The sequence below is a fragment of the Niabella agricola genome (assembly GCF_021538615.1).
Lineage (GTDB): Bacteria > Bacteroidota > Bacteroidia > Chitinophagales > Chitinophagaceae > Niabella > Niabella agricola.
The window spans coordinates 803355-817618 of record NZ_JAJHIZ010000002.1; the positions used below are offsets into that span (position 1 = coordinate 803355).

At 50.1% G+C, this 14264-nt stretch carries 10 protein-coding genes; 3 read left to right on the forward strand and 7 right to left on the reverse strand.

Annotated elements, in window-relative coordinates:
* The first annotated feature begins 132 nt into the window (after positions 1-132).
* Positions 133-1260 carry a serine hydrolase domain-containing protein gene (locus LL912_RS03740; RefSeq protein WP_235552216.1) on the forward strand — a complete coding sequence of 376 codons (1128 nt, stop codon included), beginning with the start codon at positions 133-135 and terminating at the stop codon, positions 1258-1260.
* A gap of 196 nt (positions 1261-1456) precedes the next feature.
* Here LL912_RS03740 and LL912_RS03745 read toward each other — a convergent pair whose 3' ends face one another.
* From LL912_RS03745 to LL912_RS03775, 7 genes are all read right to left on the reverse strand, one after another.
* The gene (locus tag LL912_RS03745) at positions 1457-2311 is read right to left on the reverse strand and encodes an SDR family NAD(P)-dependent oxidoreductase (RefSeq protein WP_235552217.1); all 855 of its coding nucleotides are present in this window, start codon (positions 2309-2311) and stop codon (positions 1457-1459) included.
* A 180-nt stretch (positions 2312-2491) separates the two neighbouring features.
* Positions 2492-3697 carry an efflux RND transporter periplasmic adaptor subunit gene (locus tag LL912_RS03750; RefSeq protein ID WP_235552218.1) on the reverse strand — a complete coding sequence of 402 codons (1206 nt, stop codon included), beginning with the start codon at positions 3695-3697 and terminating at the stop codon, positions 2492-2494.
* Positions 3698-3706: 9 nt separating this feature from the next.
* Positions 3707-4909, reverse strand: coding sequence for a TolC family protein (locus LL912_RS03755; RefSeq protein WP_235552219.1), 1203 nt, complete (start codon positions 4907-4909; stop codon positions 3707-3709).
* Positions 4910-4913: 4 nt separating this feature from the next.
* On the reverse strand, positions 4914-8075 hold the full coding sequence (locus LL912_RS03760) for an efflux RND transporter permease subunit (RefSeq protein WP_235552220.1): 3162 nt from the start codon (positions 8073-8075) through the stop codon (positions 4914-4916).
* A 148-nt stretch (positions 8076-8223) separates the two neighbouring features.
* Positions 8224-8544 carry a DUF6660 family protein gene (locus LL912_RS03765; protein WP_235552221.1) on the reverse strand — a complete coding sequence of 107 codons (321 nt, stop codon included), beginning with the start codon at positions 8542-8544 and terminating at the stop codon, positions 8224-8226.
* A 356-nt stretch (positions 8545-8900) separates the two neighbouring features.
* Positions 8901-9695: a patatin-like phospholipase family protein gene (locus tag LL912_RS03770; RefSeq protein ID WP_235552222.1), complete on the reverse strand. Its 795-nt coding sequence runs from the start codon at positions 9693-9695 to the stop codon at positions 8901-8903.
* A 489-nt stretch (positions 9696-10184) separates the two neighbouring features.
* Positions 10185-11399: a hypothetical protein gene (locus tag LL912_RS03775; RefSeq protein WP_235552223.1), complete on the reverse strand. Its 1215-nt coding sequence runs from the start codon at positions 11397-11399 to the stop codon at positions 10185-10187.
* 150 nt (positions 11400-11549) lie between these two features.
* Here LL912_RS03775 and LL912_RS03780 point away from each other — a divergent pair, with 150 nt between their 5' ends.
* Positions 11550-13391, forward strand: coding sequence for an ABC transporter ATP-binding protein (locus LL912_RS03780; RefSeq protein WP_235552224.1), 1842 nt, complete (start codon positions 11550-11552; stop codon positions 13389-13391).
* A 275-nt stretch (positions 13392-13666) separates the two neighbouring features.
* Entirely contained in the window at positions 13667-14149 is a 483-nt protein-coding gene (locus tag LL912_RS03785) for a DUF3276 family protein (RefSeq protein ID WP_235552225.1), read from the forward strand.
* Positions 14150-14264: the final 115 nt, after the last annotated feature.

Genomic DNA, 14264 nt, shown 5'->3' on the forward strand with positions numbered 1-14264 from the left:
GCCTGATCAAAGACTATAACAAAAACATCAGCGTCTCTTTGATACGTCTACGATAAATGAACGGCTGGTTAAAATTGATTGGGACCGGAATTATCGGTATTTTTGTTAAAGCAACTGTCCAGGTATATAAAAATGATGTTGGTAACACCGGCTTCATTGTTCCTCCCAAGCACTACGCATATGAAGAAAAAGATCTGTTTCTTGTTGGCTTTTACGGTCATCAACGGCTTTGTTTCCGGACAAACTACAAAAGCAGCTTTGTTTATCGACTCTTTTACAAAGCAGCATTCTTTTAACGGAACGATCCTGTTGGCAAAAAAAGGCAAAGCTTCGCATAAAAAAAGTTTCGGGATGGCCCATTTCCAGATGAAGGTGCCCAATACCCCTGATACCCGGTATAAGATTGCATCCATTACGAAGGCCTTCACTGCTGTACTGATCCTGCAGCTTTATGAGCAGGGTAAGATTGACCTGAACAAGCCGATCCGGACGTATTTGCCGGGGTATAAGGGAGAGGGGGCGGATAAGGTAACGATTGCGCAACTCCTGAACATGACTTCCGGAATCTGGAACATGGATGAAGGCGTAACCCTGGAATCCGCGCTCAAAAGCGGAATGCCTGCCTATCAGTTGCCGCATACTTCCGATGAAATGCTGACGCTTTTCTGCAGCGGTAAACTGAAATCAGAACCGGGCAAAGTGTGGGATTATAACAATGCTAATTATATGATCCTTGGAAAAGTGATTGAACAGGTTGCGGGCAAAACCTTTGAGCAACAACTTCAAACAATGATCCTGCAGCCTTTGGAGATGAAACACACGGGTATTGCGTATCAGCAAACAATGATTGCCGGCCTGGCAAGTACCTATTTTTACCGCGATGATATTCAAACGCTCGTCAACGACCTCCCGGTATATACCGAAAACTGGTATGCGTCGGGGGCTATGTATGCTACTGCTGATGATCTGCTGAGGTTTACCCGTGCATTGTTTGAACGGAAATTATTAAAACAAGCCACCCTCGATCTGATGTTCACTCCCGGCGCAGGCGAATATGGCTATGGTGTTTTGGTGTATAAAGCGTATGATATTCATCAGAAGCATTATACAATTGTCAAAAGGCCCGGCTCCATTATGGGCGCCCAAACCATGTTGTTTCATGTACTGGAGGAAGACGCTACGATTCTTATCCTGAGCAACGCCAGTACTGTTAGCTTGGATGAATTTGCCGCAGCAATCGCTGAGCGGTTTATTGATTAAAATAAGCTGCCGCATTGATTTGTGTTTCGTCACCCAGGTTCGTGTCCGCACAAACCATTCTTTATCTGAACGCTTTGCCGCGCAGGTCTGTCGCGAGCTTTACGTAACAACACGGAATTGTTTCATGAATGAAAGCTCCTGGGTTCAATGCCGCCGGTTGGGTTGCTGCCGGAGTACCCCGCTTTATGGTTACTGTCTACTGGTATTTGGGGTTAAAGAAGGAGCTTCCGCCCTTCGCCCGGTTGCTGCCGGCAACCGGTTGTTGAACGTGGTAATTTAAGGCGCTGGTGGTGCCTACGGTAAGATCGATGGTAGTGCCGGTGATCCGGGATGCATTGCCGGAGCAAAGAAATACAGCCGTATCGGCGATGTCCTGCATGAGGGGCAATTCTTTTAGCATGGTGTCGTTACGCATATTGCCCAATACCTTGTCTGACAAAGCGGGATGCACCGCCATAAAATCACGGAACACTTTGGAATCGGGGGAGCCGGCCGAGCGGATATTGACCACACGGATCCCATAGATACCCAGCTCTGATGCCAGGTTTCTTGAAAAGCCCTCGATGGCCGAGCAGGCGGGACCAAAACCGCCAGTTAACGGGTATCCAATGCCGCCGGGTGTTGCCGTAAGCGAAAGGATAACCCCCGAATGTTGTTGCTGCATGATGCGGGCGGCAGCTGTTGCGGTCAGAAAATGGGAGCGCATTGCCCGGTGTATGGGTTTTAGAAAGTCTTCCAGGTCCATTTCGGTTAACGGGAGATCCTGGGTATCCTCAAGCCCGATGAGGTTTATCGAGATATCTACTGTGCCGGCCGTTTCCACAACCCGGAGCAGGTGCGCCCGTATGGCCGGTTCCTCGAGGCCATCCACCACGGCTATGGTCGCTTTTCCCCCCGAGCGGGTGATGGCCGTAGCCAGCGCCTGCAGCGGCGCCTCCCGGTGGCCGGTTACAAATACATGCGCGCCTTCTTTTGCAAAGGCCCGGGCAATGGTTCCGCCAAGAGAGCCGCCGGCACCATAAATCACGGCATTTTTATCTTGTAGCAACATCGGTTCTTTTTTAGTGATCTACAAATGTAAAGACGCGGGCGCTCTGATACGATTGATAAATCGGACAATATAAGGGGGTATTTGCGACATGGGGGCGCTTCAAATGCTGCGCAGAATACGTGTTGGCGATGGTGGGGCGCTGCATCGATTTTGAAGATGGGCCGGCATCGTTCACGCATCCTAATGTGCATGCCCTTCCGTATTGGTTATTTTTGCCAGCAGGAAGAACGCCCCCTTTACGGCTACCTTTGCACCCGGGGGTATACTGGCCAACGGGGTAATTTGGGTATAGCCTACATCTGATACGCCCCGGGCCACCGGGATCATGGTGAAATGTGTTTCCGCTGCGTGCCCTTCTTCATGTGCCGCATGTTCGTCGGCTCTATGTATGGATGGATCTGCAGCTACAATAAAAATATAGTCCTTTCCCTGGTAATTGACCAGCGCGGCATCCGGCACAGCCGGTGCCGTGCGGGTATTGAGACTGATATTTGCCGTTACGCCCATTCCATCAATCAGCCCGGTTTTATCACCGGTAACCGAGGCATGCACGGGCACCGATTTGGTATCTCCTTCAAAGGCTGTTCCGATCGAAAATACGCTGGCATCGTATTCCTTACCGGGGTTGTTGGTGAGCGTAAAATGAATGACCTGGCCCACACTGATCAGAGGCAGGTCTTTTTCATATACATTCAGATCGAGGTGGATAAGGGAATTATTCACCACCTCCGCGATGGGGGCGCTGATGGTTACATTGCTGCCGATTTGCGCCATTACTTTGCTCACCGTGCCGCTGATGGGAGCGCGTATGGCCAGTGTGGCGGAAAAAGAACGGCCTGCTCCCAGGGTGCTAAGCTGCTGCTCAATGCCCGAGCGCTGGCTGCGCAGGGTTTTTAACTCTGTTTGGGCGCGCTGGTAGTTCTTAAGGGGCGCCGCGTTGCCCTTGTACAGCTCCTGTTGGCGGGTTACCTCCAGCTCGGCCAGCTGGATCTGCGCATTGAGCTGCTGGAGCTGCTGCTGCAGGGGGATGAGGTCTGGGTTTACGAGGGTGGCCAGCACCTGGCCCTTTTTTACAAATGCCCCGGGACGTACGTTGAGGGTACACAGCACTCCGCCTGACAAGGGGGTTACAAAGGCCTTGTTTTCATTGGGCACGGTAAGCATTCCCATTGCCTTTACGGTTTGGGACAATTCTTTGTTTTCGATGGAACCCAGCTGCAGCCCGATGGATTTGATCTGGTCTGCGGTCATGGATACCCCATCCTCCGCATGGACTTCCGTTTCGGTGGCTTCTTTTTCTTCAGCAGCGGGCCCGGGTTTGCTGTTACAGGAAAAGAAGATGCAGGCAGCAAGGAATATCGGTAGTATAGGAATTGATTTCAACATGTGTTTGAATTATTGATGAGTAAAATATAAGTACTGGATCACGGCCTGGTTGTACCGGTTCAAGGCGTCCAGGTAATTCTTTTGCATATCGGTGGCCTGGTTCAGGTATTGCGTGAGTTCCATAAAACTGATCTCGCCGCCCTTGTAGCCGATGGTAGCCGCCTGGATGATTTCTTCAGACTGGTTGAGGCCGCTGTTTTCATAATACTGCAAAAGGGCATCGGCCTGTGCGGTTTCTGCAAGAGCCTGCTGTTGCTGATGTTCCATTTTCTGAGCCTGCCATTCCAGATTTTTTTGCCGGGCCTCCATTTCCGCCTGCGCGGCGACGATTTTTTGCCTGTTGGCGCCTGCACCAAAAATGGGAATACCCAGGGAAACCGAAAATCCCGAATAAGGATTTTTCATTCCATACAGGGCCTGTGAAAAGAAGCGTCCCGAGAGCTCAGGTTTTACCGCATTTTTTTGAACACGGATATTGGAAGCGGCGATGTTTACCGTTTGCTGCTCAAGCGCCAGTAACGGATGGAGTTGCCCGTTTTCCCCGGCGGCAGGCAGCAATTTCTGCAAAGGTGCATCCACGGGTAACAGGAGCTGTTCCGTATTCAGCAGCAGCATGAGCTGTTGTTGCTGGATGCGCATTTCGTGCTGCACCTCTTTTTCCTGTGCCTGCAGCTCCTTCAGCCGCTGTTCGGCAGCAATCTTTTCAATACCGGCGGCTTCTCCTTTCTGATACCGCAGTGTGGCTGCTTGCAACAACCCGCTGTACATACTATCCAGCCGGCGATACAACTGGTGGCGGTTTTCCAGGTACCAAAGCTGGTAATAAGCTTTCCGGACATCTTTTTTTAATTGTACCGTAATAGCGGCGGTATTCATTTCATAATACCGCGCCTGTTCTTTAAAATATTGCTGCCGGGCTTTGTAAACACCGGGCCATTCCAGGCCCTGGCTCACACCGATCTTTAAAACGCCCTTGGCATTGCCGGGTTGCAGGTCTTCATTTTCTGCGAAGATGCCGGTATTGGTCAGCCCTTTGGCCGTTTTTGTAAGTGCATTGGCTTTTTTTAGTTCCGCTTTGTTGACTTCGTATTCGAGGTTGGCGCCGGCTGTATGCAGCGCTTCCTCAATGGTAATGCGCTGCGCGGCAGCGGGGATGGCACCGGTGCAAAGCAGGCCTAAATAAAGTATAAATGGATATAAGATCCGGTTCATAATTTTAATTTTCAGGATTAACGGATGGCGCGGCACCAACCGGCGCAGCGCTGCTTGTGGTTTCCCTGCCGTTGAACAGGAGGTAGAGACAGGGCAGCACGATCAAGGTAAGCAGGGTGGCGGAGATCAGCCCGCCGATTACCACTGTAGCGAGGGGACGCTGCACCTCGGCTCCGGCGCCCTGGCTGAGTGCCATGGGTAAAAAGCCGAGGGAAGCAACAGCAGCCGTCATGAGCACGGGCCGCAGGCGCGCCATGGCACCGTTGATCACACGCTGGTAGATGTTTTGCACCCCTTCCGCCTTTAACTGGTTGAACGTACCTACCAATACAATTCCGTTGAGTACGGCTACGCCAAACAGGGCAATAAAGCCTACGCCGGCGGAGATGCTGAAGGGCATACCCCGTAAGGCCAGGGCGCCAATGCCGCCGATGGCGCTTAATGGGATGGCCGTGAAGATCAGCAGGGCCTGTTTGACTGAATGGAAGGTAAAATACAACAGGGCGCATATGAGGAGCAGTGCCACGGGAACGGCGATCTGCAGGCGGGCTGAGGCTTCTTTCAGGTTTTGAAACGTACCGCCAAACGTGGTATAATAGCCTGTAGGCAACCGGAAGCGGGGTTGTTTCAGCAATTGCTGTATCTCTTCCACTACGCTTTCCACATCCCGGTTACGTACATTAAACCCGATTACGATCCGGCGTTTGGCGTCTTCTCTGGTGATCTGCGCCGGCCCTTCTTTAAAACGGACGGCTGCCAGCTCCGAAAGTGGTACCTGGTGTCCCGCGGGAGTTGGTACAAACAGCGCCGCCACGCTTTCGAGTGAATTCCGGTAGGCACTGTCTACACGTACCACCAGGTCAAATTTTCGCTCGTTCTCAAAGATCACACCGGCTGCGGTGCCGGCAAAGGCGGTGGTTACCACCTCATTGATGGCGGCAATATTCAATCCATAACTGGCAATGCGCGCGCGGTCGTATTCAATCGTGATCTGCGGGAGGCCGGCAATGCGCTCGATCTGGGGAGCAGATACGCCTTTGATCTTGCTGATGGCCCTGGTAACCTTTTGGGCCTGCTCCAGCAGGGTGTCCAGGTGTTCTCCAAAGATCTTTACGGCCACATCCTGTTTGATGCCCGTCATCAGTTCATTAAAACGCATTTGTATCGGCTGACTGGGCTCGGCAATAACACCGGGTATTGTTTCCAGTTTTGTCTTCATCAGCTCCGCCATTTCGGAATAGTCTTTCGTGGTGGTCCATTCCCGCTTGTCCTTCATAACAACGATCAGGTCGGATGCGTTCATGGGCATGGGATCTGTGGCCACATCTGCAGAGCCGGTTTTGCCCACCACCATTTTTACCTCGGGAAACGAACGCAGTATTTTTTCCGCCTGGAACGCCGTCTCGATGGTCTGTGCCAGCGATGTGCCCTGGGGCAAACCGAACTCAATCGCATAGTCACCCTCTTCCAGGTTGGGGATAAATTCGCCGCCCATGCGCGTAAACAAAAACAGTCCGCCCGCAAATAATGCCAGGGCAAGGGCAACCACGCTTTTCTTAACACGAAGTGCTTTTTGCAGTACCGGGCGATAGTACCGCTGTAACCGTTGTATCATGCGGTCGGAAAGGGTTTCTTTTTGCGTACCTTTTTTTGAAAGGAACAGTGCACACATCATGGGGATATAGGTGAGTGAAAGTAACAGGGCTCCCAGGATCGCAAAGCTTACGGTTTGCGCCATGGGCCGGAACATCTTGCCCTCGATGCCCACCAGGGTCAGGATGGGCAGGTATACGATGAGAATGATGATCTCTCCAAAAGCCGCACTGCTCCGGATCTTGGAGGCCGCCTGGTATACCTCGGTATCCATCTGCTGCTGCGTAAACCGCTGCATCCGTTTTTTTCCGTAAAGATGATGCAGGGTGGCTTCCACGATGATGACGGCGCCGTCTACGATGAGCCCGAAGTCGATGGCTCCCAGGCTCATCAGGTTGGCACTTACGCCAAACAGGTTCATCATGCCCAGCGCAAATAAAAGAGAGAGGGGGATGGCCGAGGCTACAATCAGCCCGGCGCGCAGGTTCCCCAGGAAAAGCAACAATACAAAGATCACGATCAGCGCGCCTTCGATCAGGTTCTTTTCCACGGTGCCGATGGCCCGGTTTACCAGGGCGCTGCGATCGAGGAAGGGTTCTACTTCCACGTCAGCGGGTAAGGATTTCTGGATCGACAGCATCCGTTCTTTTACCCGTTTCACTACTTCATTGCTGTTGGCGCCTTTCAGCATCAGCACAATACCACCCACCACTTCTTTCTCCCCGTTATAGGTGAGAGCACCGTATCGCGGGGGAGACCCAAACCGCACCGTGGCTACATCCCGCACCAGTACCGGGATTCCGTTGGAGGCCGTTTTGACCACCATATTTTCGATATCCCTGAAATCCCTGGCCATGCCGATACCCCTGATAAAATAGGCATTGGGCTTTTTATCGATATAGGCGCCGCCGGTATTCTGGTTGTTTTTCTCCAGGGCCATTACAACCTCCGGTATGGTCACGTTCATGGCCTGCAACCGGTCGGGGTTCAGGCTTACTTCATATTGCTTGGTAATACCTCCGAAGCCGCTGATTTCGGCAACCCCTTCAATGCCGGCCAGCTGGCGCGCCACGATCCAATCCTGGAGTGTACGCAGGTCCATGGGGGTATAATTTTGTTCGCTGCCTTTTTTTGGGTGCAGCACGTATTGATAAATTTCCCCCAAGCCGGTGGTAACCGGCGCAATACCCGGACTTCCCATGCCCGGGGGAATCTGCTTTTCGGCGTCCTTGAGTTTTTCGCCGATCAGCTGCCGGGCAAAATAGATGTCTACATTGTCTTTAAACACGATGGTGATTACGCTCAACCCGAAACGGGAAAAGGAACGCATTTCCACTACGTTGGGCAGGTTGGCCATCACCCGTTCAATGGGACTGGTTACAAATTGCTCTACTTCCTGGGCCGCCAGGGTGGGCGACTGTGTAATGATCTGCACCTGGTTATTGGTAATGTCCGGTAGTGCATCGATCGGCAGCTTGCCGGCACTCCAGATGCCCCAGGTTATCAATCCCAGGGTAAGCACCGCAATAACCAATTTGTTCTGTATGCTGAAACGTATAATTTTTTCTAACACATGAATGCGATTTATTGATGAAAATAGCCATGCCTCCTGGGCACACTTAAAACGGGTGCTGCTGCAAACAGCGCCAATGATGGCACGGTGTGTCTCCTGTACATACAGGCATAAACGGCTTACGGGATCAACCCGTCGCTAAACAGAATCAGCAAAGAGGTTTGGGTGGCTGCCAGACCGGAACTTTAAAACCGGCAAGGTACTGGTCTGCATAAAGAGCGGTTTTAAAACCGGCGGGCATCAGGGCCCCGGGGTTAACGGCCGGCGCCAGGGGGATTTTCGCCACAACAGAACTACAGCAATTGCACAAACAGAGAGGCGTGCAATGTTCTGTGGTGTGTGTATGATTGGAAGCTGTTTGAAGCGTGATACCTGCATCGCTGCCGGTACAGGCATCCCCGTCATCCGAACAGGGAACGGCGGTAAGCGATAACAGGTAAAACCCAAAAAGAAACAGGAACCATTTCATCGGAGGCAAAGCTAAAACATCGCAGATTGCCGGACAAATAATCCGCTGATTTTTAATGTAACCATAGTGCAGAATCGGGAAAGGTGGGATCAGTGACCGGGGGGGTAGTGATCAGCCAGCATCTCCTGGCATTAAGGTCCCATTGTTTTTTGTAATTTGATCTTTGTATTTTTCTGGCTGATTGAGTTTTGTATTTTTTAGCAGGTGGCGTGCAGCATTCAGCTTTTAGCATTCAGCCGGGTGTTCATTTTTGCTGTTATCTTGTTTTTTGCTATTTGAATTTTGTATCTTTTAGCAAATGGCGGAACCGGATTTTAACATCAGGCATGCAGTACTTAGCATGTAGAATTTAGTATTCAACCCTGCCTCCTGTATCCTTTTTCCTCCAGCACCTGCACGGCGTTTTTATAAGTGATTTCGAGCATCTGCGGGATACCCTTTTTGTCGAAAAGGCTGAATTGGGTCATGCCGGGCGGATCAAAGAACAGGTCGCAGGCATGGGCCTTGGAATAGACAGACTTCCCGATTGCCAGGTGCACCACCCGGTCGAACACCTTGCGGGCGCTTATCTTTTGCATATCGTCGTACATCAATGAGTTTACATGGGAGCCGATCAGCACATCACATTTGTTGTAAATGGGTTCGATGGGGAAGTTGTTGAGGATGCCTCCGTCCATGTATACTTTATTGCCGATCCGGATGGGAGGAAAGATATAGGGGATGCTCGCCGACGCCAGCAGGGCCTGGAAGAGTTTTCCATCCGAGAAATATTCCGTTCTGCCGTTGGTGATTTCTGTTGCTGCAACATACAACGGCGTTTTGAGCACGTTAAAGTTGTCGTCGGAAAATGATTCTTTAAAGATCCGCTGCAAAAAAAGGGTATTAAAAATGCCGGTAGTACCCAGGCGGAAAGAAGACCTCGAAAAAAAGGAGGTTTTTATTGCGATATCCTGCATTTGTTGCGGCGAGAAGCCGGCTGCGTAGAAGGCCCCGATAATGGCACCCGCGCTGCTTCCGGATATCACGCGGGGTTTGAGGCCAAACTCTTCCAGTGCTTTTAATACACCGATGTGCGCCACACCGCGCATGCCGCCGCCGGAAAGGGTAAGGCCAATAGTTTTTTGTTTTTTTCGAAACGGAAAGAGGCTCATAATGGAGTGATGAATATAAAATCTAAAATAAGGAATTTAAAATTTCTGAAGCGAAGATGTTTCAAATGGGAGCATTCCAAATTGTAATGATCGATTGTAAGGATCGTCATGCCGACCGTAATGGAGGCATCTGCCCAATATATATAAGACCGCTCCCTACGGTTGGGTTGAGGTCCAAAAAAATAATTGCTTCATGTGGCTATTTGGAATGCACCTTTCAGATGAGATAAGGTTGCTGGCAAGGAATGCGCTTCTTAATAGCGGTTGAGATTTTACCGCTAAGGCCGCAATGGGCCTAAGACATTCATCATTATGGCCCTCGTTGCGCTCCTTCGTGCACTGCGCGGTTAAATTCCAACCGCAAAGAACGCAGATTTTTTTGCTAGGGTCGCTATAGAAAGACCGCGGAACGTATCAGCGCTTCTTCGCGTTTAAATTTAAAACTGCGTTGGCCGCTATGCCTGTTCTGTAAAGTATAAAACAGCCGGTTTATTGTTCAAACAGTGCGAAGCTGCCCCCCGTCCAGATCTTGTCTTTATTAAACCGTACACCGATCATCTTTCCCTTGCTCAGGCGCGCGAGGTTATTTACGGGCCGGGGCCGGGCGGCGCTATCTTCCCAGAAATAAAAAATGCGTATTTCAGATTTGGCGGGCTCGTCGGGGGTTTGAATTACCGCCGCGTATTCCACTTTTTTCTGCAGGATCCAGTTCTCCGGGTCTTTGATGGCATTGATGTCGTCAGGCGTTACATCGATAACCACACCCTGTCCGGCAAAAGAAAATAATGGTTTTAATACATAGTGTTCCAGGTCCCGGGGAATGGTTTTTACATCACTCAAAAAGCGGGTTTCCGGTATATTGGGGTGCTCGATCATGGGCAGGGTAAATTTACTGATCCGGTAAAACCAGTTGGGATGCGTTACCCATTCTACATCCAGGTCTTCAAACAGGATTTTTGCTTTTTCCTGTACCGCGGGTTCCTGTTGCTGCAGCTCATCGAAGATCACCCGGTTATAAATCCGTTTGATGCGCGTTTCCTTCCCGTCTTTTAAATAGAACAACTGATTCCCCTTCCGGATTAGTTCCGTAATACATACCATTTTTATACCCAGGTAGTCTTCCGTGCAATAAAAATCAATATTGGTTTTTTGCTGTTGCGGAAAGATCTCCAGCAGGATGACGTTTTCGGGATCTTCCGCTGCCACTACGATCTTCCTGAACAGGTCCAGGTAGGTTTCCCGGTTGAGTGAGTCCAGGTAGGAAGAATAGCCCGGCGGAATGCCAAAATGCGCGTTGAAGACATCGTCGAGCAATACCTGGTAACCAAACAGGGTGGGGAAGCCCTGCATTTCGATCAGTTGCGGCTCCAGCTCGCCTTTTGAATTGCGGCAAACACCAAAATCAAAGGCAATAAAATGCGGATGGCCGTTTTCATTGGGCACACGGAACTGTTCCGGTATGGCCCGTGCTGTTTTTTCTTTAAAATCCGGCTGTATCAGTACATCCACGATCTGCTCGCAGGCATCAATCATTTGCCGGGAGAAGCTCCGGGGAACAAAAACGGGCGTTTCGGCGATCCGGAACTCGATCGGACTGCGATATCCGTTCAACGCCTGTACAAAATCCTGGAATTTTTCTTCGGTGAATGCCGCATTATAAGCCTGTCTGAGTTCCGGAACCATAGTGTCAATTTGTGTTAACAAGATACTGTTTTAAATTGAGATTTGAATATTCAGATTTCAGAATTCAGAATCCGGTTTTGAGATCAGATTTTAGATTTTAGTATTTAGATTTTAGAATTTAGTATTTGAGATTTCGAGCTTAGAACTTGAGTTTTCTTTTACTTTGCATTTATGAAGCACTTAGGCGCGCTGGGAAAATATTTCTGGAAGTATCGGGTACGGTTGGGAGCGGGTATTCTTTTTGTGGCCTTGTCCAATTACTTCAACGTATTGTCGCCCCAGCTGATGCGTTTTATTGTCAACTATGTCGATCAGTCGCTGACGCTTACCGGAAGCACGCATCTTGCAGAAGCGCGGGGTTATGATGTACTGGTGCGGAAGATTGTTGAGTGGGTCACGGGATTCAGCAGCATTGCACAGGTGGTGTTGATTGCCAGCATTATCATCCTGGTTATGGCCTTGCTGCGGGGCTTTTTTATGTTCCTGATGCGGCAAACCATTATTGTAATGAGCCGCCACATCGAATATGACCAGAAAAATGAAGTATATACCCAGTATCAGCGGCTGGACAGCCTTTTTTTTAAACAGCATACCATCGGTGACCTGATGAACCGGATTGCGGAAGATGTAAGCCGGGTACGCATCTTCACCGGGCCGGCGATTATGTATATCGTAAACCTGGTTACCGTTATTGTACTCAGCGTGTTTTTTATGGTACAAAGCAGCCTGGAGCTGACGATCTACGTGCTCATTCCCTTGCCCGTGCTGGCGGTGATCATTTATTTTGTAAACAGCAATATTCATAAAAAAAGCGAACGGATCCAGGCCGCCCTGTCGGACCTGACCACCAATGCCCAGGAGTCCTATTCCGGGATCCGGGTAATCAAATCCTTCGTACAGGAAAATGCTATGTTCCGCTTTTTCGCCGTTAACAGTGAACAATACCGGAAAAATGCCATTGCGCTGGCCCGGGTGGAAGCCATTTACTTTCCTTCCATTCAGCTGCTGATCGGTATCAGCACCCTGTTTACCATTATGATCGGCGGGCTTTATTACATCCATCATGAGCACAACATCACCCTGGGTACCATCGTGGAATTTATTGTGTATGTAAACATGCTCACTTTCCCTGTAAGTGCCATCGGGCTAACGGCCAGCATGGTTCAGCGGGCTGCGGCGTCCCAGAAGCGGCTCAATGAGTTCCTGGATATTGTACCGGAGATAAAGAATGAAACCGGCGCCACACCGGTTCCGCTCGACGGAACAATCGCTTTCCACAATGTTCATTTTACATATCCCGATACCGGGATCCGGGCTTTGCAGCAGTTCGACCTGGAGCTCCGGAAAGGAGAGAAGATTGCCATAACAGGAAAAACCGGCAGCGGTAAAACAACGGTTGCGCAGCTGCTGCTGCGGATGTATGATACCAATGAAGGCACCATCGTCATGCATAACCGGAATATCCGGGATATGGATGTTTTCTCACTGCGGGAGCAGATTGCGTATGTGCCCCAGGATGTGTTCTTATTCAGCGATACCGTGGAAAATAATATCCGGTTCGGGAAGCCCGGTGCTACAAGGGCCGAAGTGGTTGCTGCAGCTGAAATTGCGGGTGTGGCGGGTGAAATAGACGGGTTTGAAAAAGGATACGACACGATGATCGGGGAACGCGGGGTTACCCTCAGCGGCGGACAGAAGCAACGGATTTCTATTGCAAGGGCCCTGATCAAGGAATCGGCGTTGGTTATTTTTGATGATTCGCTGAGCGCAGTAGATGCCAAAACAGAAAAGGAGATCATGGGCCGGCTGAATGAATACCTGGAGGAGAAAACCGCAATCATCATCACACACCGGGTATTTTCCCTGCTTTCTTTCGACAGGATTATTGTATTGGATGAAGGCCGCATTGCCGAACAGGGTTCTCATGAAGCACTGATGAAAATCCCCGGAGGGTTTTATGCCCGGTTGTACCAGCGACAGCAAATGGGACTGGGCGCGGAGGAGGCCGGCTGATGCCGGTTGCTGCAAACAGTAACCGGGTTCCGGAGCAAACGGGCATTTGCAGGATCTTATCAATGTGCCTGCTTCGGGCGGGAGAAAATGCAGGCTCGCCCCCGGCTCTTTGCAAATTGGTGTGGTTTGCCGGAAAACCTGCTTATAGATGCCTGATTTTCTGCATATAAAAATTGTTTAAAAAAATATGGTAAAACTTCAATAAATTTAATTTTTATTGAAAACATACATATATTTGTTTGTGTATTAATCTTTCTACTTAAAAAAAGAAACACGTGGAGAACGAGCATAACGATCGTAAATTGGAGAGCATCTACAGCAAGAGACTCCGTGCCGGAAAAAGAAGGACCTACTTCTTTGACGTAAGGTCTACGAAGGGAAATGACTATTACCTTACTATTACAGAAAGCCGCAAGCGTTTTGATGATAACGGGTATGACCGTCATAAAGTGTTCCTGTACAAAGAGGATTTTAATAAGTTCCTGAAAGCATTGAATGAGGCCATCGATTATGTAAAAACAGACCTGATGCCCGATTTTAACTTTGATGCATTCAATCATGAAGATTATGATGAAGAGGGTGGCCCCGTAGCGTACCAGCCGGCTCCTGTTGCCGCTCCCGCTGCACCGCCGGCAACGCCGGATGAAGCGGCGCCTGCAGCACCTGTTACTGCTGAAAAAGCGGAGGAGGTGCATACGCCTGCTTCACAGGACGATGCTCCTGCTTCCGGTACTCATGAAGAGGTGGAAAAATGGTAAGACCTGTTTAAAGATAAAATTAAAGCCGCCTCCGGGTGGCTTTTTTATTTCCTGCAGTGTCTCGCTGCGGGTAGGGTATTCACCATAGGGGCGTAAAGAAATACTGAGATTTGAT